The sequence below is a fragment of the Nocardioides imazamoxiresistens genome, assembly GCF_032378595.1.
GTDB classification, from domain to species: Bacteria; Actinomycetota; Actinomycetes; order Propionibacteriales; family Nocardioidaceae; genus Nocardioides; species Nocardioides imazamoxiresistens.
On sequence record NZ_JAVYII010000002.1, the window covers coordinates 563,664 to 587,033 of the forward strand.

The window sequence follows — 23,370 nt, forward strand, 5'->3', positions numbered from 1 at the left end:
CGTCGCCCGCACGCGACCCGTGCGCGATGCGGGGCGGCGAGGGTGCCCGCATGCGCATCGCCGTCGTGACCGAGTCCTTCTACCCCGCGACGGACGGCACGACCACCACGGTCCGCAACCTGCTCGACGGTCTCGTCGACCGTGGCCACACCGTCCGTCTCGTCGCGCCCGCGCCCGGACTGACCTCCTACCGCAACGTCGAGATCGTGCGGGTGCGCGCCCTCGACAAGCCCGGACGCCAGGTGCGGGCCGCCCTGGAGGGCTTCGCGCCTGACCTGGTGCACGTGACCTCCTCGGTCGAGATCGGACCGACGCTCGGACGCAAGGCCCTCAAGCACGCCCGGCGGCTCGACGTGCCCACCGTCGCCGTCCAGCAGGTCGGGGTCAGCGACCTCGCCGCCCCGTTGTGGACCACCAAGGTCGCCGAACGCGCCGACCGCGTGCTCGTCACCGCACGGTGGATGGTCGAGCGCCTCGCGGGCCTCGGCGTGGACGCACCGCTGTGGGCGCCGGGCGTCGACACCGACGCCTTCTCCCCCGCCCTGCGGGACGACTGGCTGCACGACCGGTGGGCCAGGGCCCGCTCGCGCGGCGGCCCCCGCACCGTCGTGGGCTACGTCGGGGCGCTGGAGAAGCACCAGGGCGTGCGCCGGCTCCCCGAGGTGGCCGCGGTGCCGGGCGTACGCCTCGTGGTCGTCGGCGCCGGGTCGCAGCACGACTGGCTCGCCCACCGGCTCGGGTCCCTGACGGGACCCGGCGCGAAGCTGGCGGGCCCGCTCGCCGCGGGCGACCTGGCGACCGCGATGGCCTCGCTCGACGTGCTGGTCCACCCGGGCACCGGGCTCACGTGCGCCCACGCGCTGCGCGAGGCCCACGCCGCGGGCGTACCGGTCGTCGCGGCCCGCACGGGCGGGGCGCGCGACGTCGTCGAGCACCTCGAGTCCGGCCTGCTGTTCGACCCGACGGACCCCCGCGGCCTGGTGCGGGCCGTCGAGGCGCTGGCCGCGGACCGCCACCGCGGCCTGATGGGCGAGCACGGCCGCCGCGCCGCGGGCGCGCGCTCGTGGTCGGACGCCGTGGCCGAGCTCGTCGACACCCACTACGCCGCCGTGCTCGGGCGCGGGGCGCTGCGCATCGCCGGCTGAGCGCGGCGCTCGGCCCGACCGGTTAACGCGCCGGTAACCGGGCATTTGTCACACTTCCTGAGGGTCACCTGAGTGACGCCCTGCCCGGACAGAGAGGTACCGTGCCCGACGTGGCAACCCCGACCCTCGTCAAAACTTCCCGGTCGACACGCTCGACCATCGCGCTGAAGCTGGTGATGGCAGCCAGCGGTCTCCTGTTCATCGCCTTCGTCCTGGCGCACATGTACGGAAACCTCAAGGCCTTCTCCGGTCAGGAGAAGTTCAACGACTACGCCCACCACCTCCGCGAGCTCGGCGAGCCGCTGCTGCCGCACGAGGGTTTCCTGTGGATCACGCGCATCGGGCTGCTCGTCGCGCTCGTCGCGCACGTGACGGCCGCGGTGATCCTCGCGAACCGTGCGCGCCGCGCCCGCACCCAGCGCTACGCGGTCAAGAAGAACCGCGCCTCCTCGCTCTCGTCGCGGACGATGCGCTGGGGCGGCGTGACGCTGCTGCTCTTCATCGTGTGGCACCTCGTGAACTTCTCGTTCGGCAAGGTCAACGTGGCGACCGGCGAGACCGGCGACGCGGCCGGCGACCCGTACTCGCTGCTGGTCGACACGTTCGACGTGTGGTGGATGACGGTGATCTACCTGGTCGCGATGCTCGCCCTGGGCTTCCACCTGCACCACGGCACCTTCAGCGCCGTCCAGACGCTGGGCTACACCAACACCGCCGCGTCCCGGAAGCGGGCGAAGCAGGCCGGTTGGCTGCTCGCGATCGTCATCGCCGGCGGTTACTCGCTGGTCCCGCTGGCCGTGCTGACCGGCATCATCGAGAAGTAAGGGAGCCACGACACCATGGCTGGAACCCAGCTCCACGACGGCCTCACCCCGCTGAACAAGGCTTCCGAGCAGATCTCGGACGACGCGGCCGGCTTCTACACCCTCGGTGAGAAGCTCGTCGACGCGTCGGCCCCGGTCGGCCCCATCCGGGACCGCTGGACGACCCGCAAGTTCGAGAACCGCCTCGTCAACCCGGCGAACCGCCGCAAGCTCGACATCATCATGGTCGGCACCGGCCTGGCCGGCGGCGCCGCCGCCGCCACGCTCGGCGAGGCCGGCTACAACGTGAAGACGTTCTGCTACCAGGACTCGCCGCGCCGGGCCCACTCGATCGCGGCCCAGGGCGGCATCAACGCGGCGAAGAACTACAAGGAGGACGGCGACTCCACGTTCCGTCTCTTCTACGACACGGTCAAGGGCGGCGACTACCGCGCCCGCGAGTCGAACGTCTACCGCCTCGCCGAGGTCAGCGCCAACATCATCGACCAGTGCGTCGCGCAGGGCGTCCCCTTCGCCCGTGAGTACGGCGGCCTGCTCGACAACCGCTCGTTCGGCGGCGTGCAGGTCTCCCGCACGTTCTACGCCCGCGGCCAGACGGGCCAGCAGCTGCTGCTCGGCGCGTACCAGTCGATGGAGCGCCAGGTCGCGGCCGGCACGGTCGAGCAGTTCACGCGCCACGAGATGATGGAGCTCATCGTCGTCGACGGTCGCGCCCGCGGCATCGTCGCGCGCGACATGGTGACCGGCGAGATCGAGACGCACCTCGCCGACGTCGTCGTGCTCGCCTCCGGCGGCTACGGCAACGTGTTCTACCTGTCGACCAACGCGATGGGCTCGAACGTCACGGCCACCTGGCGCGCGCACCGCAAGGGCGCCTACATGGCGAACCCCTGCTACACGCAGATCCACCCGACGTGCATCCCCGTCACGGGCGGCCACCAGTCCAAGCTGACCCTGATGTCGGAGTCGCTGCGCAACGACGGCCGGATCTGGGTGCCGAAGAAGGCCGAGGACTGCGACAAGGACCCGCGCGAGATCCCGGAGGAGGACCGCGACTACTTCCTGGAGCGGATCTACCCCGCATTCGGCAACCTGGTCCCCCGCGACATCGCCTCGCGCGCCGCGAAGTACATGTGCGACGAGGGCCGCGGCGTCGGACCGCAGGTCAAGGAGATGGGCACCGACGGCGAGGAGCGCCTCGTGCGTCGCGGTGTGTACCTCGACCTCGGTGCCGCCATCGAGCGGCTCGGTCGCGACAAGATCGAGGAGAAGTACGACAACCTCCTCGACATGTACGCCCGGATCACCGGCGAGGACCCCTACGAGCTGCCGATGCGGATCTACCCCGCGGTGCACTACGTGATGGGCGGCCTGTGGGTCGACTACGAGCTGCAGACCTCCATCAAGGGCCTGTTCTGCACCGGCGAGGCGAACTTCTCCGACCACGGCGCCAACCGTCTCGGCGCCTCCGCCCTCATGCAGGGTCTCGCCGACGGGTACTTCGTGCTCCCGAACACCATCCGCGAGTACCTCGCGGACGGCCCGTTCGAGAAGGTGCCGGCCGACCACCCGGCCGTCGTCGAGGCGCAGCAGGAGGTCCGCGAGCGGATCGAGAAGTTCCTCTCCGTCGGCGGCACCCGCTCGGTCGAGTCCTTCCACAAGGAGCTCGGCACCATCATGTGGGAGTACTGCGGCATGGAGCGGACCAAGGAGGGCCTGACCAAGGCCATCGGTCTGATCCGGGAGCTCAAGAAGGAGTTCTGGAGCAACGTGAAGGTGCTCGGCTCGGCCGACTCCCTCAACCAGGACCTCGAGAAGGCCGGCCGCGTCGCCGACTTCATCGAGCTCGGCGAGCTCATGTGCATCGACGCGCTCAACCGTCGCGAGTCCTGCGGCGGTCACTTCCGTGGCGAGTCCCAGACCGAGGACGGGGAGGCGCTGCGTCACGACGACGAGTTCGCCTACGTCGCGGCCTGGGAGTGGGGTGGGGACGACGGTGCTCCCGTGCTGCACAAGGAAGACCTGATCTACACCGCCATCGAGATGAAGCAGAGGTCGTACAAGTGAAGATCACCCTCAAGATCTGGCGCCAGCCCGGGGCTTCGAGCGAGGGCGCGCTGCACACGTACGAGCTGGACGGCGTCTCGCAGGACATGTCGTTCCTCGAGATGCTCGACCTGCTCAACGAGCAGCTCCTGGTCTCCGACGAGGAGCCGGTGGCGTTCGACTCCGACTGCCGCGAGGGCATCTGCGGCACCTGCTCGCTGATGATCAACGGCCAGGCGCACGGCCCGGAGGTCACCACGACCTGCCAGCTGCACATGCGCTCGTTCTCCGACGGCGACACCATCACCGTCGAGCCGTGGCGCGCCGACTCGTTCCCGGTCGTCAAGGACCTGATCGTGGACCGCTCGGCGTTCGACCGGATCATCCAGTCCGGCGGCTACATCTCCGCCGACACGGGTTCGGCCCCCGAGGCCAACTCGGTCCCGGCACCGCGCGACAAGGCCCAGCGGGCCTTCAACGTCGCCACGTGCATCGGCTGCGGCGCCTGCGTGGCGGCGTGCCCGAACGGGTCGGCGTCGCTGTTCCTCGGCGCGAAGATCACCCACCTCGGCGAGCTGCCCCAGGGACAGCCGGAGCGCTACGGCCGGGTGGCCTCGATGGTCGCGCAGCACGACCACGAGGGCTTCGGCGGGTGCACGAACATCGGCGAGTGCGCCTCGGCGTGCCCCAAGGAGATCCCGCTCGACGTGATCAGCCAGCTGAACAAGGACCTGCGCACCGCGATGTTCAAGGGCTTCTGAGCCACGAGCACGGGGCGTCCTGCCCCACGGTCCACGCACGAGGGCCCGCCCGGAGCTTCCGGGCGGGCCCTCGTCGGGTCACGGCGGGGTCACGAGCGGGTCACGCACGCCGTGACCTCCCGGTCTCAGGCGTCCAGGGCGGAGGGCGTGCGCGCCCCGTCGCGCGTGGCGCGCAGCGCCTTCAGCCCGAGCCGACCGAGCACCGCCGCGATCGCGACGTTGACCACGACCAGGACGACGTGGGCGACCCAGTAGCCGGTGGGGCGCTCCTCCCCCGCCTGGTAGGTCTCCCACAGGTTCCTCGCGAAGTTCCCGAAGGTCACCACGTTCCACACCGCCACGCCCAGCAGCAGCAGGGCGTGCTTGCGCTCGAACCTCATCGTGCCTCCTCGTCAGCCCTGGTCGGCTCGTCGGTCTCTCAGTCGATGTCGGTACGCGCGCCCGCGCGCGGGCGCCGCAGCAACGCGTACAGGCCGGCCACCGTGCCGGCGCCCAGCGCGAACGAACGCGCGGCAGCCTGGTTGACGGTGATCCCGTCCTCGTCCTCCTTGTCGAGGTCGACCCGCAGGGCGGCGAGGCGGGCCTCCTCCGCGGCGGCGGCGGCCTCGCGGCGCAGGCGGGCCGACGTCGACGTCTGCGCCCACGACGCCGCGTACATGACGACGCGGGAGAAGTAGTTGATCCACACGACCAGGATCAGCGCGATGCCGAAGGCCTGGAACGCGGGCTGCCCGCGGGTCGAGCCGAGCAGCAGGCCGGCCACCTGCTTGAGGACCTCGAAGCCGACCGCGCCGACCAGCGCGGCCCGCCACAGGTCGGCCCGCGGGATGTCGGGCTTCGCCAGCAGGCGGAACATCGCGGTGAAGAGCACCGAGCTGACCAGGATGCCGACCACCACGGTCAGGATCCGCAGGAGCCAGGAGAGCTCCTCCCCCAGGCCCACCAGGTCGAGGATCTCCGTGGCGAAGTTGCTGAGCACGCTCGAGACGGCGACGCTGGTCAGCAGGATGACGCCGATCGAGGCGAGGGCCACGAGGTCGCGCAGCTTGCCGACCACGAAGCTGGGCTGCTCCTTGGCGGGCTCGTCGAAGACGACGAGGAGCGACTCGCGCAGGCCGGAGAGCCAGCCCAGGCCCGAGTAGAGGACGCCCAGCAGACCGATCACCCCGGCCGCGGCCGCGGCCTGCTCGAAGTCGCTGATCGCGATCTGCCCCTCGTCGGAGCCGATCATGCCGGGGAACACGTCGGTGATGGCCTGGACGAGACCGTCCTCGGCGGCGGGATAGACCCGTGAGACCCAGCCGACGGCGAAGAACGCGAGCGCCAGCAGCGGGAAGAACGACAGGAAGCCGAAGAACGTGACCGCGCCGGCCTGGGTGTTGCCCTTCACGGCCGTGTAGTGCTGCTGCGTGCGGACGACGTGGTCCAGCCAGGGCCGGGCCGTGCGCTGTTCCGCGAACCAGACCTTCGCCCGCTCCCCGAGGCTCGCCACGTGGGTCCTTCCGTCGTCGGTGTGTGTGCTGGTGCTGCCCCGTACCCGCCTCAGGCGCCGGCACGCTCCGCGAGCGCGAAGTCGTCGGTGAGGATCCAGCCCTCGACCGGGTCCTGCACGTAGAGGTGGAAGCGCTCGAGCTCGAACGCGGCGTCGATGTCGACGAGGTCGTCGAACGCGCGGTCGAGCGCCGCGTCGTCGAGGTTGTGCGCCACCGTGACGTGCGGGTGGTAGGGGAAGTTGAGCACCACGTCGAGCGGCCCGTCGCGCAGGTCGCCGGCCAGCTGCTCGCACTCGCCGATGCCGCCGGCGACCGTCACGAACACCACCGGCGAGGTCGGACGGAAGGTGCCCGTCCCGCGCAGGTGGACGCGGAAGCGCGGGTGCTTGCCCGCCACGAGCCGCAGGTGCTCGCGCAGCCGCTCGACCTGCTCGTCCGTCGCCTCCGTCGGCGGGACCAGCGTGATGTGCGACGGGATGAGGTCGGCCGTGGCGTCGCCGAGCCCTCGCCGGTAGTCCTGGAGCTGCGAGCCCCAGGGTTCCGGGATGGTGAAGACGACACCGATCGTGGGCACGGATCGACCCTAGCGGACCGGCCGGACGAAGCCGACGCGGTCGTAGACGTCCGCGAGCGTGCGCTCCGCGACCTCCCCGGCGCGGGCGGCGCCGTCGGCCAGCACCGCGTCCAGCGCGGCCCGGTCGTCGAGCAGCGCCTGCGTGCGGTCCCGCAGCGGCGTCACGAAGTCGACCACCACGTCGGCCAGGTCGCCCTTGAGGTCGCCGTAGCCGCGGCCCTCGTAGTCGGCCGCGATCTCGACCGGGCCGCGCCCGGTGAGGGCGGAGAAGATCGTCAGCAGGTTGGACACGCCCGGCTTCGCCGCGGGGTCGTACGCCACCACGGCCTCGGAGTCCGTGACCGCGGAGCGGATCTTCTTCGCGCTGACCTTGGGGTCGTCGAGCAGGTCGATGATGCCGGCCGGCGAGGACGCCGACTTGCTCATCTTGGCCGTCGGGTTCTGCAGGTCGTAGATCTTCGCGGTGGCCTCGAGGATGTACGGCTCGGGCAGCCGGAAGGTCTTCTTGAAGCGCGTGTTGAACCGGTGCGCGAGGTCCCGGGTCAGCTCGAGGTGCTGCCGCTGGTCCTCCCCCACCGGCACGTACGCCGGGCGGTACAGCAGGATGTCGGCCGCCTGGAGGATCGGGTACGTGAACAGCCCGACGCTGGCGGCGCCCTCGCCCTGGCGGGCCGACTTGTCCTTGAACTGGGTCATCCGGCGGGCCTCGCCGAAGGCCGTGATGCAGTTCAGCACCCAGGCCAGCTGGGCGTGGGCCGGCACGTGGGACTGCACGAAGAGCGCGGAGCGGGCGGGGTCGACGCCCATCGCGAGGAGCTGGGCGGCCGAGCGGTAGGTGCGCTCGCGCAGCACCTTCGGGTCCTGCTCGACGGTGATCGCGTGCTGGTCGACGACCATGTAGAAGGGCTCGTGCTCGTCCTGCAGGGCCACCCACTGCCGCAACGCCCCGAGGTAGTTGCCGAAGTGGAACGAGTCGGCCGTCGGCTGGATGCCGGACAGGACCCGCGGTCGAGCGGTGGGTGCAGTGGGCATGAGGTTGATTCTTCCACCGTCGCTCGGCGCTCAGGCCGCGGGGCGGCGCCCGCGCAACGAGACGAGGAAGATCGCCAGGCCGCCGGCGGCCAGAGCGGCGCCGACGGCGCTCGGTGCGCGGTAGCCCCAGCCCGCGTCGATGACGATGGAGCCGAGGAGCGCACCCAGGCCGTTAGCCACGTTGAGCGCGGAGTGGTTGAGGGCGGCGCCGAGCATCTGCGCGTCGCCGGCGGACTGCATCAGCCGCACCTGCAGGGTCACGGCCAGCACGGAGCCGAGCACGCCGGCGCCGAAGACGATCGCGGCCAAGGCCACGGGGCTGCCCGCGAGCGGCAGCACCAGCGCGAGGACCACGACCGAGGCGACGAAGCCGCCGACGATCGATCGCACGACGTCCCAGTCGGCCAGCCGGCCGGCCAGCCAGGTCCCGGCCACGGAGCCGAGCCCGAAGGCCAGCAGGAAGCCCGGCACCGCGCTCTCGGCGAGCCCCGCCTCCTCGGTGGCGAGGGGGTTCACGTAGGAGTACATCGCGAACATGCCGCCGAAGCCGACCATCCCGGTCGCGACGGCGTACAGCACCGCGGGGCGGCGCAGGGCGGCGAGCTCGCGGCGTACCGTCGCGGTCCGGTCGCCGGGCGTGCGGGGCACGGCCAGCAGCACCAGCACGGCGGTGACGACGGTGACGACGAGCACGAGCCAGTACGCGCTGCGCCAGCCGACCTCCTGACCGAGCCACGTGCTGGCCGGGACACCGGCCACCGTGCCGACGGAGAGACCGAGCATGACGCCGCTGACCGCGCGGCCCTGCGCCTCCGGGCGCACGAGGCTGGCGGCGATCAGGGACGCGACGCCGAAGTACGCCCCGTGCGGCAGGCCGGCGACGAACCGGGCCGCCATCACGGGCAGGTAGCCCGAGGCCAGCGCCGTGGCCAGGCTGCCGACGCCCATGGCCAGCACGAGACCGACGGCGAGCTCGCGGCGCGGCAGCCGCGCCCCGAGCGAGACGATCAGGGGCGCACCCACGACGACACCGAGGGCGTACGCCGTGATGATGTGGCCGGTCGTCGGGATCGACTCGTCGATGCCGCGCGCGATGTCGGGCAGCAGACCCATCGTCACGAACTCGGTCGTGCCGAGCGCGAAGCCACCCATGGCCAGGGCGACGATCGCGACCGCGACCCGGGCGGGCGACAGCGGGCCCGCCGCCGGCGTCGAGGGCGACGAGGACGACGCGGGCGCGTGCGGGTCGACGACGGTCGAGCCGTCGGGGCCGCCGGGCAGGGAGGGAGTCGAGCTGGTCATCGCCACGCATGATGCAACCCGGCGCCCGCGCGGGACGATTCCGCGCGGGTCGCGTGAGTCACGCCACCGGGCTCAGCCGGACAGGTGCTCCCACTCCGGTGCCAGCTCGGCCCACGGACCCTGGGCGGCCACGCGGCCCTCGACGAGCACGACGACCCGGTCGGCGCGCGCCAGCGCCGCGCGCTTCGAGCTGGCCCCCAGCACCGTGGTGCCCCGCTCGGCCAGGGCGCCCCACAGCTCGAGCTCCGTGGCCGCGTCGAGCGCGCTGGAGACGTCGTCGGCGACCAGCAGCTCGGCGTCGGCGGCCAGCGCCCGGGCCAGCGCGAGGCGCTGCACCTGGCCGCCCGAGAGGCGTACCCCGCGGTGGCCGACCAGCGCGTCCACACCGCCCGCGTCCGCCAGGTCGCGGCCCAGCCGCGCCGTGCGCACCGACCCCTCGACGTCGCGACGGTGGTCGAGCCGGATGTTGTCGGCGAACGTGCCCGACAGCACCCGCGGCACCTGGGCGACGAACGCCACGTGCTGCGGCCGCAGGAACGTCTCCGGCTCGGCGACCTCCTGGCCGTTCCAGCGCAGCGCACCGCGGTGCTCGATCAGCCCGGCCGCGGCGGCCAGCAGGCTCGACTTGCCCGAGCCGACCTGGCCCAGCAGCAGCACGAGCTCGCCCCGCCCGACCACCAGGTCGACGTGCTCCACACCGATCGTGCCGTCGTCGTGCACGGCGCTGAGGTCGCGCAGCTCGAGCTGCTCGAGACGCGTGCGGGGTCCGGGAGCAGGAGGCGCGGGAGCCGTCCCGGCGACCAGGTCGACCCCGTCCGGCACCGCCATCAGGTCCCGGCCGCCGGCGAAGCCCGCCGTCGCGCGCTGCCACGCCCGGGTGCCGGGCGCCTCGGTGATCACCCAGCCGACCACGAGGCCGAAGTAGTCGAAGCCGGTCACCGCGGCCGCGACCAGCAGCGCGGTCGCGAGGTCCCACCACCCGGCGAGGTACGCCGCCCACGCGGCCACCACGCCCGCCTGCACGATGACCAGTGGCACGCCGTCGAGCGCGGCCTGCACCCGGTGCTCGCGCACCGCCGCCTCCACGCGGCCGCCGTCGACCGCACGCAGGTGCGCCCGCACCGCGGGCGTGGCCGAGGCCAGCTTGACCGTGCGGGCGGCGTCGAGCACCGAGACCAGCGTCCGGCCGAAGCCCGCCCGTGCGGTCGCCGCCGTCGCGGCCGAGCGCCCCGCGACGGGACGACCCGCCGTCGAGGCGGCGGCCGCCACCAGCATCACGGCCAGGAGCACGGCACCGGCGAGGGCGCTGCCGGCGAGCAGCGCCGTCACCACCACGATCACGCCCGCGTTGACGAAGTCGACCCACCGGTCGGCGTAGCGCGCGAAGCGGTCCGCGTCCATCGCGCGGGCCGCGATCTCCCCCGCCGGGTGCCGCGGCAGGCGCCGCTGGTCGGTCTGCGCGACGAGCACGGAGGTGCGCACCCGCAGCAGCACCTCGATCCACCACCGCGGGTAGCGCCGCATCGCGTCGTTGAGGAGCACCGGCCCCATCAGCAGGCTGACGACCAGGGCGACGAGCAGCACGACCGGGACGTCACCGTCCCGCACGTGCTGGACGATGCGGCCCCAGGCGAACGCGGTGACGGCGCCGAAGGCGCCCGCGAGGGCCGACAGCCCGAAGAGCACGGCGGCGTAGAGCCCCCACCAGGGACGCACCCGCAGCGCGTGCCAGATGCCCCGGGCCAGCGAGAGCCCCGCGCCGGGCTCGCGCGAGGGCGGCGCCTCGCCCGTGCGGCGCACGCCGCCGATCCCGGCGGCCGGCGCCTGCGCGGCGTCCGGGCCCGGACCGGCGGGGCTCGGCGCGCCCGTCCCCGGGCCGGCGTCGAGGTCCGGCGCCCTCGCCACCGTCTCGCGCTCGTCGGCGGCGGTGAGGAGGTCGCGGAAGGGACCCGCGACGCGGGCGAGCTCCGCTCGGGCGCCGCTCTGCACGACCCGGCCGTGCGACAGCACCGCGACCCGGTGGGCGCGGGCGGTCGTCGAGAGCCGGTGCGCGACGAGCAGGCCGGTCCGTTCGCGCAGCAGCCGGTCGGCGGCGTGGACCACGAGCTGCTCCGTGCGGGGGTCCATCCGCGCGGTCGCCTCGTCGAGCACGACGACCTGCACGTCGCGCACCAGGAGCCGGGCGAAGGCGACGAGCTGCTCCTCCCCCGCCGACAGGGTGGTGCCGCCGGGCCCCAGCCGGGTGTCGAGCCCGTCGGGCAGACCAGCGACCCATGCGTCCAGGCCCAGCTCCCGCACGGCGCCCTCGACCCGGCCGGTGTCCGTCGACGCGAAGAGGGTGATGTTCTCGGCCAGCGTGCCGGCCACGATCTCGGTGCGCTGGGTGACCACCCCGACGGTCCGGCGCAGCGCCGCCAGGTCGAGGTCCAGGACGTCGACACCACCGAGGCGGACCGTGCCGCGCGGCGGCTCGTGGCCGCGGGAGACGAGGGTGGCCAGCGTCGACTTGCCCGACCCCGAGCGCCCGACGAGGGCGAGGGTCTCGCCCGCGGGGACCCGCAGGTCGACCGCGTCGAGGCGGAACGTGCCCTCCGCGTAGGTGAACGTCAGGTCGTCGAAGTGCAGCTCGAGGGGGCCTGCGGGGACGGTGCGACCACCGACCGGCTCGCGCTCCGCCTCGTGGAGCTGGCGCAGCCGCACCAGCGCTCCGAGGCCGGCCTGCAGCTCGGGCAGGTGCCGGGCCATCTCCTCGACCTGCCCCACGAACAGCGTCGTGACCAGGAACAGGGTGACGAGGCGCGCGACCGTCAGGTCGTCCTGCGCCACGAGCGCCACGCCGACGACGCCGACCGCCGCGAGCAGGCCGTGCAGGACCATCGAGGCGCGGAACGTGATCTGCACCTGTCGGCGCACCACGTCGCGCAGGAGCTCGTGCACCTTGGCCGCCAGCTCGCTGGTGCGCCGCACGACGTACGCCTGACCCAGCGAGGTGCGCAGGTCGTCGCGCCCGGCGATGCCCTCCTCGAAGGCGGCGGCGTGGTCGGTCCAGGCGATCTCCTCGGCGACCTTGCGGCGGGTCAGCTCGGGCAGGAGCCCGCGCACCAGCACCCAGACCAGGCCGGCCATCGCGGGGAAGAGGAACCACGCGGGCCACCAGGTCAGGCCGGCCACCACCCACATCGGGAGGGCGGCGAAGACGGTGCGCAGCGCGCTCCACAGCTGGCGACGCGCGAGGGTGCCGACGTCGTGGGTGTCGTCGTCGACGCGGTCCAGGATCTCGCCCACCGCCTGCTCGGTCAGCGTGCCGAGCGGCTGGTCGAGCGCGGCGTCGAGCAGGTCCTCGCGCAGCCGCCCCTCGGCGCGGTCCACGACGCCGGCCCAGACCACGCGCCCCACCGAGTCGAGGACCGCGCCGCCGACCACGCACAGGGCGAGCAGCAGGACGAGGGTCTGGCTCGGGCCCTCCGCGAGACGGCCCGCGACCACCGTGCCGAGGGTCTCGCCGACGGCTCCGAGCACCGAGAGCAGCAGCGCGACCGTGGAGGTCGGACCGCCGAGACGACGCCAGTCGATGCGTCGCCGGCCGCCGGGCCGGGGCGCGGTGGCGTCCTCCACCCGCCCGTCGCGGGGCTCGGAGGAGGTGGTGGCCGGGGTGGCGTGGGGGATGGTCTCGGTTCCGCTCATGTCGAGCGTCGACGGTAGGCGCTCCCACCGACGACGCGCCCCTCATTTTCCGTGCGCCGGGCGCGCCCCCGCCCGGAGCCGGGGCCCGGTCCCCGGGGCGGCTCAGCAGACCTGCGTCAGGTCCTCGACCGCGCCGTCGAGCTCGGACTGCGCGGCGTCGACGGCGACGTCGTCGACCTCGGTGCCGTCCGCGGCCGCCTGCGCCTGCTCGGAGAGGGCGTCGAGCGCTCCCTCGGCGGTGCCGAGGTGGGTGGCGACCTCGTCGGAGACCCCGGAGGCTGCGGCGTCGACCGCGTCGCGCAGGGCGGTGAGCTCACGCTCCGCCGCGGCCGGGTCGGCCCCGAGGTCGGCGACCGCCTCGTCCGCCCGGGTGGTGACGCCGTCGACGGCCTCCTGCGCCGCCTGGCAGCCGGCCTCGCGAGCGGTGTCGCGGGCGGCGTCCTCGAGCTCCGCGCAGCCGCCGAGGACGCCCGCCGCCAGCAGGGCGAGAGCGGGGCCGAGGGTCACGAGGGCACATCGACGTCGCAGCTGCACACCGACATGGTCCCCGACCGCGCAAGCGGTCCGGACGAGCCGTCACGGGCCCCGGACGCGCACGAGGTGCGCCCCGCCGTGGCGGGACGCACCTCGTGGAGCGCCGACGTCGACGCCCGGACCGCTGCACTGCCGGGTCGTGACCTCAGAGCGCCGCGAGCGCGGCGTTGAGCGTCGCGCTCGGCCGCATGACCGCGTCGGCCTTGGCGCCGTCGGGGCGGTAGTAGCCGCCGATGTCCGCCGGGCTCCCCTGCACGGCGGCGAGCTCGTCGACGATCTTCTGCTCGTTCTCCCGCAGCGTGCTCGCCAGCGAGGCGAACGCGGCCGCCAGCTCGGCGTCCTCGCTCTGCTGCGCCAGCTCCTCGGCCCAGAACAGGCCCAGGTAGAAGTGCGAGCCGCGGTTGTCGATGCCGCCCACGCGACGCGTCGGGGACTTGTCCTGGTCGAGGAACGTCCCGGTGGCGCGGTCGAGGGTGTCGGCGAGGATCTGCGCACGGGCGTTGCCGGCCGTGGTCGCCAGGTGCTCGAACGAGGCGGCCAGGGCGAAGAACTCGCCCAGGCTGTCCCAGCGCAGGTAGTTCTCCTTGACGAGCTGCTGCACGTGCTTCGGCGCGGAACCACCGGCGCCGGTCTCGAAGAGGCCACCACCGTTCATCAGCGGGACGATGGACAGCATCTTGGCCGACGTGCCGAGCTCGAGGATCGGGAACAGGTCGGTGTTGTAGTCGCGCAGCACGTTGCCGGTGACGGAGATGGTGTCCTCGCCGCGGCGGATCCGCTCGAGCGAGTACGCCGTGGCCTCCGCCGGGGCGAGGATCTCGATGGTCAGGCCCTCGGTGTCGTGCTCCGGCAGGTAGGCCTGGACCTTCTCGATCAGGTTGCGGTCGTGGGCGCGGGTCTCGTCGAGCCAGAACACGGCCGGGGCGCCGGTCGCGCGGGCGCGGGTGACGGCCAGCTTGACCCAGTCGCGGATCGGGGCGTCCTTGGTCTGGCACGCGCGCCAGATGTCACCCGGCTGCACGTCGTGGCTCAGCAGGACGGCGCCGTCGCCGGCCCGCACCTCGACCGTGCCCGCGGCCGGGATCTCGAAGGTCTTGTCGTGCGAGCCGTACTCCTCCGCCGCCTTCGCCATCAGGCCGACGTTGGGCACGGAGCCCATCGTGGCCGGGTCGAAGGCGCCGTTCGCGCGGCAGTCGTCGATGACGGTCTGGTAGACGCCGGCGTAGGACGAGTCGGGGATCACCGCGAGGGTGTCGGCCTCCTCGCCGTCCGGGCCCCACATGTGGCCGGAGGTGCGGATCATGGCCGGCATCGACGCGTCGATGATGACGTCGCTGGGCACGTGGAGGTTCGTGATGCCCTTGTCGGAGTCGACCATGGCGAGGGCCGGGCCGTCGGCCAGACCCTGCTCCACCGCCGCCTTGATGGCGGCGCCGTCGGGCAGACCCTCGACCGCGCTGAGCAGCCCACCCAGGCCGTCGTTGGGCGAGATGCCCGCGGCGGCGAGCTGCTCGCCGTACTGCTCGAAGAGCGTGGGGAAGAACGCCTGCACGACGTGACCGAAGATGATCGGGTCCGAGACCTTCATCATCGTGGCCTTGAGGTGCGCCGAGAACAGGACGTCGTCGGCCTTGGCCCGCGCGACCTGCTCGACCAGGAAGCGGCGCAGCGCCGCGACGTCCATGAACGTGGCGTCGACGACCTCGCCGGCCAGGACCTTCACGGCGTCCTTGAGGACGGTCTCGGTGCCGTCGGCGCCGACGTGCACGATCGACAGCGTGTCGTCGGCCTCGACGACGACCGACTTCTCGTTGGAGCGGAAGTCGCCCTTGCCCATCGTCGCGACGTTCGTCTTGGAGTCGGCGCTCCAGGCACCCATGCGGTGGGGGTGCGCCTTGGCGTAGTTCTTCACCGAGGCGGGCGCGCGGCGGTCGGAGTTGCCCTCGCGCAGGACGGGGTTGACCGCCGAGCCCTTGACCTTGTCGTACTTGGCGCGGGTCGCCTTCTCCTCGTCGGTCTGCGGGTTCTCCGGGTAGTCCGGGATCGCGTAGCCCTGCTCCTGCAGCTCCTTGACCGCCGCCTTGAGCTGCGGGATGGAGGCCGAGATGTTCGGCAGCTTGATGATGTTCGCCTCGGGCGTCGTGGCCAGCTCGCCGAGCTCGGCGAGGGCGTCGTCGATCCGCTGCTCGTCACTCAGCAGCTCGGGGAACTGCGCGATGATGCGGCCCGCGAGCGAGATGTCCCGGGTCTCCACGTCCACGCCCGCCGTCGAGGCGTACGCCTCGATGATCGGGAGGAAGGAGTACGTCGCGAGCAGCGGCGCCTCGTCGGTGTGGGTGTAGATGATCTTGGCCATGGGTGAGGTCGACTCCTGAGCTCTCGAGGCGTATGAATCTCGACGTCAAGATACCTGACGTCCGGGCGTCCGGCACCTGGGGCGGTCTCGGCCGACGGCCCCGGGCCAGCGTCGCAGGTCACCCCGGCCGTGTCACCCGTGGCTACCTGTCGACGCGCGACCAGACGACGCCGTCGGCGGTGAAGCGGACCAGTCCCACGCCGCGGCCCAGGACCTCCTCGTCGACCGCGCTGCCGCTGTCCGCGACGCTCTCCGCCCCGGCGACCACCTCGAGGACGGTCGTCTCGAGCTCCTCGTCGCCCAGCTCCTCGACCCCGGACGTGTCGAGCACCCGCACGCGCAGGCCCGGCAGGCTGCCGAGGGCCTCGGGCGCGCGGCGCACGTACCCGTCCCCCACCCGCGGCACGGCCGTCACGACGAGGCCCGCGGGCGGGCCCGCGCTGCCGATGGTCCACGTGGCGCCGTCCGTGCCGGTGCCGCCGACCAGCCACACGTTGCCGCGACGGTCCTGGGCGTACCAGTCGGTCGTCACCGGCGGCGCCTGGCCCGCGGGCCACGTCGCGAGCACGGGTTCGGTGGTCACCGGGACCGCCGAGACGCCGGCCAGCTGGGTGGGCGCGGCGACGGTGCGGCGCAGCTCGCGGCCCGCGCCGTCGCGGAACACGGCGACGTCCCCCGTGGCCAGCGGCCACCAGGCGCTGTCGACGCCGACCACGAAGTCCGCGGGGTCGGGCGAGGGCGAGGGCACCGTGAGCTCGTCGACCCCCGACGTGCCGACCGGGGTGGGGCCGGTGCCGCAGCCCGCGAGAACGACCGCCGCGACCGCGGCGACGACGGCGCCGGGGAGCAGCCGGAGGCCGCGGGCGTACGCGCGGTTCCTCACGCGCCCGACTGCTCGGGGATGTCGCCGGCGAGGACCAGCATCACGGCCCCGACGCCGACCAGCAGTGCCGCGTCGAGGTAGCGGCCCCGCACGCCGAGCATCCCGGACTCCGCCTCCGGCAGCACGAGGCGGGCCACGCCGCCGGCGACCAGCGCCAGGGAGAACCAGCGGATCCCCGTGCGCCAGTCGCCGCCGACCACGATCCAGACCCCGACCGCGCACGCGACGAGCACGGCGAGGTAGACGAAACCGCCGACCCGCTCGGGCACGAAGCGCCGGCGCGGGCTCTCGGAACCGCCCTCGTCGGCGCGGGAGCCGGGAACGACCACGGCGTCAGGCCCGGCTCTCCGCCAGGGCGACGACGTTGGCCAGCAGCATGGCGCGGGTCATCGGGCCGACGCCGCCGGGGTTGGGCGAGACCCAGTCCGCGACCTCCCACACGTCGTCGGCCACGTCGCCGGCGATCTTGCCGTCGACCCGCGAGACGCCCACGTCGAGCACGGCAGCGCCCGGCTTGACCATGTCGGCGGTGATGATGCCCGGCACGCCCGCGGCCGCGACCACGATGTCGGCCGTGCGCACGTGGGCGGCGAGGTCGCGGGTGCCGGTGTGGCACAGGGTGACGGTCGCGTTCTCGCTGCGCCGGGTCAGCAGCAGGCCCATGGGCCGGCCGACGGTCACGCCACGGCCCACCACGACCACCTCGGCGCCCGCGATCGGCACGTCGTGGCGGCGCAGCAGCTCGACGATGCCGTAGGGCGTGCAGGGCAGCGGGGCGTCCTCGCCCAGCACCAGCCAGCCGAGGTTCGTCGGGTGCAGGCCGTCGGCGTCCTTCGCCGGGTCGATCAGCCCCAGCACGCGGTTCTCGTCGATGCCCCGCGGCAGCGGCAGCTGGACGATGTAGCCCGTGCAGGCGGGGTCCTCGTTGAGGCCGCGCACCGCGTCCTCGATCTCCTCCTGCGTCGCCGTCGCCGGCAGGTCCACGCGCAGGGAGGCGATGCCCACCTCGGCGCAGTCCTTGTGCTTGCCGTTGACGTACCACCGGCTGCCCGGGTCGTCGCCGACGAGCACGGTGCCCAGCCCGGGCACCACCCCCCGCTCGGCCAGCGCGGCCACCCGGGCCGCCACCTCGCCCTTGATCGCCTTCGCGGTCGCGGAGCCGTCGAGCCTGTTCGCGGTCATCGCCTCGTCCTGTCCTCTCGTCAGCGGGTCAGTGCGCGAAGTGGCGCGTGCCGGTGAAGTACATGGTCACGCCCGCCGCCCGGGCCGCCTCGACCGTGAGCTCGTCGCGCACGGATCCACCGGGCTGGACGATCGCGGCCACACCCGCGTCGATGAGGATCTGCGGACCGTCCTCGAACGGGAAGAACGCGTCGGACGCGGCGACCGAGCCACGGGCGCGCTCGCCCGCCCGCTCGACGGCGAGCCTGCACGAGTCGACCCGGTTGACCTGGCCCATGCCGACGCCGACGGACGCGCCGTCCTTCGCGAGCAGGATCGCGTTCGACTTCACGCCGCGCACGGCCCGCCACGCGAACGCGAGGTCCGCGAGGAGCTCGGGCGAGGCGGCCTCGCCGCTCGCGAGCGTCCAGGTCGTGGGGTCGTCGCCGTCGGCGTGCAGGCGGTCGGCCTGCTGCACCAGCTGGCCGCCCGAGACGGGTCGCACCTCGAGGGCGGGACGCTCGGCGTCCGCGGCGCAGCGCAGCACGCGGATGTTCTTCTTGCGGGTCAGCACCTCGACGGCACCGGGCTCGTAGTCCGGCGCGACGATCACCTCGGTGAACACCTCCGCCACCTGCTCCGCCATCGCGACCGAGACCGGGCGGTTGGCGGCGATCACGCCGCCGAACGCGGAGACCGGGTCGCAGGCGTGGGCGCGGGCGTGCGCCTGGGCGACGTCGTCGCCGACCGCGACGCCGCACGGGTTGGCGTGCTTGATGATCGCGACCGCAGGGGCGTCGAAGTCGTACGCGGCGCGGCGCGCGGCGTCGGTGTCGACGTAGTTGTTGTAGGACATCTCCTTGCCGTGCAGCTGCTCGGCCTCGGCCAGTCCCCCGGTGCCGTCGACGTAGAGCGCCGCCGACTGGTGCGGGTTCTCGCCGTAGCGCAGCACGGCCGAGCGCGTCAGCGCCGTGCCCGTGAACGCGGGCCAGCCGGCGCCGGCCGCGTCGGTGGCGGACGTGTAGTCACCCGCGAACCAGGACGCCACGGCCACGTCGTAGGCGGCGGTGTGCGCGAACGCCTGCGCGGCCAGCTGCCGGCGCGCGGCGAGGTCGAAACCGCCGGCCGCCACGGCGGCGAGCGTCTGCGCGTACGCCTCCGGCGAGGTCACCACGGCGACCGACGGGTGGTTCTTCGCCGCGGCCCGCACCATCGACGGTCCGCCGATGTCGATCTGCTCGACGCACTCGTCCGGGGTCGCACCCGACGCGACGGTCTGCGTGAAGGGGTAGAGGTTGACGACGACGAGGTCGAACGGCTCGACGCCGAGGTCGGCGAGCTGCGCGACGTGGGTGTCGAGGCGGCGGTCGGCGAGGATGCCGGCATGCACGCGCGGGTGCAGCGTCTTGACGCGGCCGTCGAGGCACTCGGGGAAGCCGGTGAGCTCCTCGACCCGGGTCACCGGCAGGCCGAGCCCGGCGATGAGTGCGGCGGAGCCGCCGGTGGAGACGAGCTCGACGCCGGCGTCGGCGAGCCCGCGCACGAGCTCCTCGAGCCCGGTCTTGTCGAAGACCGAGACGAGCGCGCGGCGGACGGGGATCTGGTCGGGGGTGCTCACAGAAGGCTCCTCGCGAGGGTTGCGGTGCGGACCGTGCGCGCACCCAGGCGGTCGATGCGCACGCTGCTCACTCCCTGGTGGTCACCCACCTGCGCCAGTCGTGTGCGGTCAGGTTAGTGCACCGGGCCCGGGGTGCCGAACCGGGCGTGGCGCCCCGACACGACCAGCCCGTCGGCCGCGATCCGGGCCACCGCGTCGACGAGCATCCGGCGCTCGGCGACCTTGATCCGCTCGTGCAGCGCGGCCACGTCGTCGTCCGGCTCGACCGCCACGGCCGTCTGCGCCACGATCACGCCGGTGTCGACCCCGGCGTCGACGACGAACAGCGTCGCGCCGCTGACCTTCACCCCGTGGGCCAGGGCGTCGGCGGGGCCGTGCATGCCGGGGAAGCTGGGGCTCAGCGCCGGGTGGGTGTTGAGCACGCGGCCCTCGAACCGGGCCAGGAACGCGGGCCCGACGAGCCGCATGAAGCCGGCGAGCACGACCCAGTCGGGGCGGTGGGCGGCCACCGCGTCGGTCAGCGCCGCGTCCCAGGCCGCGCGGTCGGGGTGCTCCGCGAGCGGCACCACGAAGGTCGGCACGTCGGCGGCACGGGCCCGGTCGAGGCCCGCGGCACCGGGGCGGTCGGCGCCGACCGCGACGACCTCCGCGGGGTAGGCACCGTCCCGGGCCGCGTCGAGCAGCGCCTGGAGGTTGGACCCCGCCCCGGAGACGAGGACGACGACGCGGGCGGCGGGCGAGGAGGCGGGCTCGGGCACGGGCGCCGATCCTAGGCCGTCGCGGTCAGGCGTCGGCGCGGCGGCGCTGCAGCGCCGTCGTGGCGAGCGCCGCGAGCACGGCCCCGGTGGTGAACGCGACGACGGCGTGCACCAGCACGTCGCCGACGAACGGACCGACCTGCTCGAGGCGGCCGGGGCCGGCCGAGCCCCCCGCGAGGCGCGCCAGGACCGCGAGACCGATGCCGGCGAGGACGCCCGAGGCCGCGCTGCGGGCCAGCGCGACCTCCCAGCGCAGGGTGGGCCGGCGGCGGTGCACCAGCACCGTCACCACAGCGGCCAGGACGAACGGGAGCGCCAGGGCGGCGTCGGCGGCCGCGCCCGGCAGGGGCCCGCCGGGCACGCCGGCGAGCAGCGGGAACAGCGGCAGCGGCCCGAGCGCCACGGCCGACGGGGTGACCAGGGTGCCCGCGCCGACCGAGAAGCCGGGCCCCAGCGCGTACGCCCCGCCGAACAGCACCGCGTTGGGCACCAGGAGGAGCGCGAGCCCGACGACGAGCACGGCCGAGCCGGTGCCCGTCTCGACCTGGGAGAGCAGCGACGCCGCCTCGGAGTAGCCCAGCGCGAGCCCCGCGGCCAGCACCAGCGCCCCCAGCGCCAGCCACGCCAGCAGCAGCGCCACGGCGGCCGCGACGGTGTCGCGCACCTCCTCCGGCAGCAGGAGGACCCACTCGGCCGCACGCCCGGAGCCCACCGCGACGCCGGCTCCGCCCACGCCGCCGGCGAGCAGGAGGGACCACCCGACGACGGCCACCAGCGACACGCCGTCCCCCGCCGAGCCCGCGACCACGGCGGTGAGGACCGCCACGAGCACGTACGCGGCCGTCAGCACCCCGGCGACCGTCGGCACCACCAGGTCCTTCTCCCCCGCCGCCACGCCGGCGGCGTCGGGCCCGTGCTCCGCCACCTGCTCACCGGCCCGCAGGCCGAAGCGCCAGCACACGACGGCGATCACGAGGGTGACCCCGAGCGGCATCGTGGTGAGCGGCACGCCCTGCACCGAGACACCCGAGCCGTGGCCGGTCAACCAGCCCAGGGCGCCGACCCGCAGGCCGTCGGACGGGCGGCCGTGGGTGCCGGCGTCGGAGAGGAACCAGCCGAGCACCCCCACGCCGAGGGCGACGGTCAGGGTCGAGGCGGCCGCCGCGGCGCCGCCGAGGGCGGCGACGGCGACGGGCCCCAGCGGGGGGCGGGCGGCGCCGGGGCGGCGCAGGGGCGGCAGGACGGAGGTCATCGTGGCCCCATCCTCACCGGTCGCGACGGCCCCCACGAGCAGCCCGCGGGCGACACGCCGGGACCGGGACGGGTCGGCTACGGTGGTCGCCGCCATGGCCGACACCGAAGCGTTCGACGCGTTCTACAAGGACGCCCGAGGACGGTTGCTCCTGCAGACGTACCTGCTGACCGGCGACCTCCCGGTGGCCCGCAGCGCGGTGCGCGAGGCCTTCACGATCGCGTGGCACCACTGGTCGAAGGTGGGTGCCCGACCGGACCCGCTGCCGGAGGTCCGCACCCGCGCCTGGGCGATCGCGCAGCGTCGGTCGACGGCCCGCCCGTGGCACCGCGAGAAGGGCATCGACCCCGAGGTCGCCCGCACCCTCGAGGTGCTCGACGACCTCGACGGCACGCCCCGGCGGCTGCTCGTGCTCTCCGAGACCGAGGGCACCGCGCTGGCCGAGGCCTCCCGCGAGCTGGGCGTCACCGTGGAGGACGGCGCGCGCCACCTCGCGGTCGGGCGCGCGGAGTACGCCCTGCAGCGCGGCCTCGAGACCCCCGAGGCCGTCGACGCGTCCTTCGCGGCGGTCGCCGCCTCGCTCGGCGACGTGCGCTGGCCCCGCCCGTCGATCCTGCGGCGCGCGGGCACGCGGCGTCGGCGGGTGCACACCGTGGTCGGCGTCGCCACCGCCGTCGCCGCGGTCGTCGCCTCGGGCGCGGTGGTGCACGACGACAGCGGCACCGCCACCTCGCTGGCCCGCTCCGTCGAGCGGGAGGGCGCCCCGGCCACGCCGACCCCGGAGCCGCCGCCCAGCACCTTCGGCACCGACATGCTGCTCGACGCGCAGCAGGTCGGATCGGTCACCGGCACCGGGTGGAGCGCCGAGGTCGACGACAACACGTCGGGCGACGGCCTGGTCGTCCCGTGCCAGCAGTCCCGCTACGCCGACGTCGAGGGCCTCGCCGGGTACGTCAGCACGTTCACGCCCACGGGCGAGCAGGGTGAACAGGGCGGACAAGAGGGTCAGCAGGACGCCGGTCAGCGGGTGCTGCAGATCAACGAGCTCTCGAGACAGGCCGAGGAGGCCGACGCCACCTTCGACACGTGGCGCGGCTGGTTCGCCGGGTGCAGCGTGCCCCGCACCCAGCTCGTGGGGACCTACGACGTCACGGGCGTGGGCGACGAGGCGGCCGCCTTCGTGCTCTCGACGGCGGGCGATCCCGGCACCCTGCTCACCGCGGGCGTCGCGCGCACCGGCGACGTGACCACGGTCGTGGCCTACGACGGCGTGGGCGCCGCCCAGGACTCGCGCGAGGGCGTCGTCCAGCTGCTCGCCGGCGCGGTGGACCGCCTGTGCGCGGCCGACGACTCGCGCACCTGCGCCACGACCGCCGAGGCGCGCTCCCGGCTGCCCTTCCCCGTCGGCGAGACCCCGCAGATGCTGGACGTCATCGACCTGCCGCCGCTCGGCAGCGTCGACCAGCCCTGGACCGCCACCCGCCCGGTCGAGGCCAGCGCGAACGACGCCGCCACCGTCTGCGACGCCGCCCAGTTCTCCAACCTCACCGATCCCCTGACCCGCACCTTCGTCGTCACCGACGCCGGGCTGCCCGACACGTTCGGCCTGACGCAGACCGTCGGAGCGCTGCCCGACGACCAGGCCGCCGACGACTTCGTCGGCACCATCGAGGGCCGGATGGGCAGCTGCGTGTCCCAGGACCTGGTCACCGACGTCACCCCGATCGGCGGTGCCGACTTCGACGACGGTCGGCTGCTCGCGTGGCGCCTCGACGTGCGCGTCGACGAGGACCGCACCGTCTCGATCCTCATGGGGGTCGCCCGCGTCGGGAACCGGGTGACCCAGGTCGGCTTCGCACCGACCGGCAACCAGGACGTCGACGACGAGACCTTCACCCAGATCGTCACCCGCGCCCGCGAGCGGCTCGCCGCCGCACCCTGATCCGC

The 23,370-nt window shown here is 73.9% G+C and carries 19 protein-coding genes and 1 riboswitch; of the genes, 5 read left to right on the forward strand and 14 right to left on the reverse strand.

Annotation, left to right across the window (positions count from 1 at the left end; translation table 11 throughout):
- Nucleotides 1–50 precede the first annotated feature (50 nt).
- The 4 genes from RDV89_RS06755 (at nucleotide 51) to RDV89_RS06770 (ending at nucleotide 4,776) form a co-directional block, all read left to right on the forward strand.
- A complete protein-coding gene (locus RDV89_RS06755; protein WP_315732179.1) occupies nucleotides 51–1,145 on the forward strand; it encodes a glycosyltransferase in 1,095 nt (364 codons plus the stop codon).
- 110 nt (nucleotides 1,146–1,255) lie between these two features.
- The gene (locus tag RDV89_RS06760; protein WP_315732180.1) at nucleotides 1,256–1,969 is read left to right on the forward strand and encodes a succinate dehydrogenase cytochrome b subunit; all 714 of its coding nucleotides are present in this window, start codon (nucleotides 1,256–1,258) and stop codon (nucleotides 1,967–1,969) included.
- 15 nt (nucleotides 1,970–1,984) lie between these two features.
- Nucleotides 1,985–4,036 carry a fumarate reductase/succinate dehydrogenase flavoprotein subunit gene (locus tag RDV89_RS06765; RefSeq protein ID WP_315732181.1) on the forward strand — a complete coding sequence of 684 codons (2,052 nt, stop codon included), beginning with the start codon at nucleotides 1,985–1,987 and terminating at the stop codon, nucleotides 4,034–4,036.
- Nucleotides 4,033–4,776, forward strand: a complete 744-nt coding sequence (locus tag RDV89_RS06770; RefSeq protein WP_315732182.1) for a succinate dehydrogenase/fumarate reductase iron-sulfur subunit — start codon at nucleotides 4,033–4,035, stop codon at nucleotides 4,774–4,776. The genes RDV89_RS06765 and RDV89_RS06770 overlap by 4 nt, the downstream gene beginning before the upstream one ends.
- Before the next feature lie 125 nt (nucleotides 4,777–4,901).
- Here the strand turns inward: RDV89_RS06770 and RDV89_RS06775 are convergent, their stop codons facing one another.
- The 14 genes from RDV89_RS06775 to RDV89_RS06840 form a co-directional block, all read right to left on the reverse strand.
- Nucleotides 4,902–5,156: an SCO4848 family membrane protein gene (locus RDV89_RS06775; protein WP_315732183.1), complete on the reverse strand. Its 255-nt coding sequence runs from the start codon at nucleotides 5,154–5,156 to the stop codon at nucleotides 4,902–4,904.
- A 38-nt stretch (nucleotides 5,157–5,194) separates the two neighbouring features.
- Nucleotides 5,195–6,268: a YihY/virulence factor BrkB family protein gene (locus RDV89_RS06780; RefSeq protein WP_315732184.1), complete on the reverse strand. Its 1,074-nt coding sequence runs from the start codon at nucleotides 6,266–6,268 to the stop codon at nucleotides 5,195–5,197.
- A 50-nt stretch (nucleotides 6,269–6,318) separates the two neighbouring features.
- Entirely contained in the window at nucleotides 6,319–6,843 is a 525-nt protein-coding gene (locus tag RDV89_RS06785) for a 2'-5' RNA ligase family protein (protein WP_315732185.1), read from the reverse strand.
- Nucleotides 6,844–6,852: 9 nt separating this feature from the next.
- Nucleotides 6,853–7,875, reverse strand: a complete 1,023-nt coding sequence (gene trpS / locus RDV89_RS06790) for a tryptophan--tRNA ligase (RefSeq protein ID WP_315732186.1) — start codon at nucleotides 7,873–7,875, stop codon at nucleotides 6,853–6,855.
- Between the two features lie 30 nt (nucleotides 7,876–7,905).
- Nucleotides 7,906–9,177, reverse strand: coding sequence for an MFS transporter (locus tag RDV89_RS06795; protein ID WP_315732187.1), 1,272 nt, complete (start codon nucleotides 9,175–9,177; stop codon nucleotides 7,906–7,908).
- A gap of 72 nt (nucleotides 9,178–9,249) precedes the next feature.
- Entirely contained in the window at nucleotides 9,250–12,861 is a 3,612-nt protein-coding gene (locus RDV89_RS06800) for an ATP-binding cassette domain-containing protein (RefSeq protein WP_315732188.1), read from the reverse strand.
- Between the two features lie 102 nt (nucleotides 12,862–12,963).
- Nucleotides 12,964–13,368 (reverse strand): hypothetical protein, encoded by a 405-nt coding sequence (locus RDV89_RS06805; RefSeq protein ID WP_315732189.1) that lies wholly within the window; start codon nucleotides 13,366–13,368, stop codon nucleotides 12,964–12,966.
- Nucleotides 13,369–13,540: 172 nt separating this feature from the next.
- Nucleotides 13,541–15,751: an NADP-dependent isocitrate dehydrogenase gene (locus RDV89_RS06810; RefSeq protein WP_315732190.1), complete on the reverse strand. Its 2,211-nt coding sequence runs from the start codon at nucleotides 15,749–15,751 to the stop codon at nucleotides 13,541–13,543.
- Nucleotides 15,752–15,893: 142 nt separating this feature from the next.
- The gene (locus tag RDV89_RS06815) at nucleotides 15,894–16,634 is read right to left on the reverse strand and encodes a hypothetical protein (RefSeq protein ID WP_315732191.1); all 741 of its coding nucleotides are present in this window, start codon (nucleotides 16,632–16,634) and stop codon (nucleotides 15,894–15,896) included.
- A complete protein-coding gene (locus RDV89_RS06820; RefSeq protein WP_315732192.1) occupies nucleotides 16,631–16,963 on the reverse strand; it encodes a DUF3017 domain-containing protein in 333 nt (110 codons plus the stop codon). The genes RDV89_RS06815 and RDV89_RS06820 overlap by 4 nt, the downstream gene beginning before the upstream one ends.
- A gap of 4 nt (nucleotides 16,964–16,967) precedes the next feature.
- Nucleotides 16,968–17,816, reverse strand: coding sequence for a bifunctional methylenetetrahydrofolate dehydrogenase/methenyltetrahydrofolate cyclohydrolase (locus tag RDV89_RS06825; protein ID WP_315732193.1), 849 nt, complete (start codon nucleotides 17,814–17,816; stop codon nucleotides 16,968–16,970).
- Nucleotides 17,817–17,844: 28 nt separating this feature from the next.
- Nucleotides 17,845–19,413 (reverse strand): bifunctional phosphoribosylaminoimidazolecarboxamide formyltransferase/IMP cyclohydrolase, encoded by a 1,569-nt coding sequence (gene purH, locus RDV89_RS06830; protein WP_315732194.1) that lies wholly within the window; start codon nucleotides 19,411–19,413, stop codon nucleotides 17,845–17,847.
- A 34-nt stretch (nucleotides 19,414–19,447) separates the two neighbouring features.
- A riboswitch (ZMP/ZTP riboswitch) is annotated at nucleotides 19,448–19,525 on the reverse strand.
- Nucleotide 19,526: 1 nt separating this feature from the next.
- Nucleotides 19,527–20,171: a phosphoribosylglycinamide formyltransferase gene (gene purN, locus RDV89_RS06835; protein WP_315732195.1), complete on the reverse strand. Its 645-nt coding sequence runs from the start codon at nucleotides 20,169–20,171 to the stop codon at nucleotides 19,527–19,529.
- Nucleotides 20,172–20,196: 25 nt separating this feature from the next.
- The gene (locus tag RDV89_RS06840; RefSeq protein ID WP_315732196.1) at nucleotides 20,197–21,423 is read right to left on the reverse strand and encodes a cell division protein PerM; all 1,227 of its coding nucleotides are present in this window, start codon (nucleotides 21,421–21,423) and stop codon (nucleotides 20,197–20,199) included.
- 94 nt (nucleotides 21,424–21,517) lie between these two features.
- On the opposite strand from RDV89_RS06840, the gene RDV89_RS06845 reads away from it, so the two are divergent.
- Nucleotides 21,518–23,365: a SigE family RNA polymerase sigma factor gene (locus tag RDV89_RS06845; RefSeq protein ID WP_315732197.1), complete on the forward strand. Its 1,848-nt coding sequence runs from the start codon at nucleotides 21,518–21,520 to the stop codon at nucleotides 23,363–23,365.
- Nucleotides 23,366–23,370: the final 5 nt, after the last annotated feature.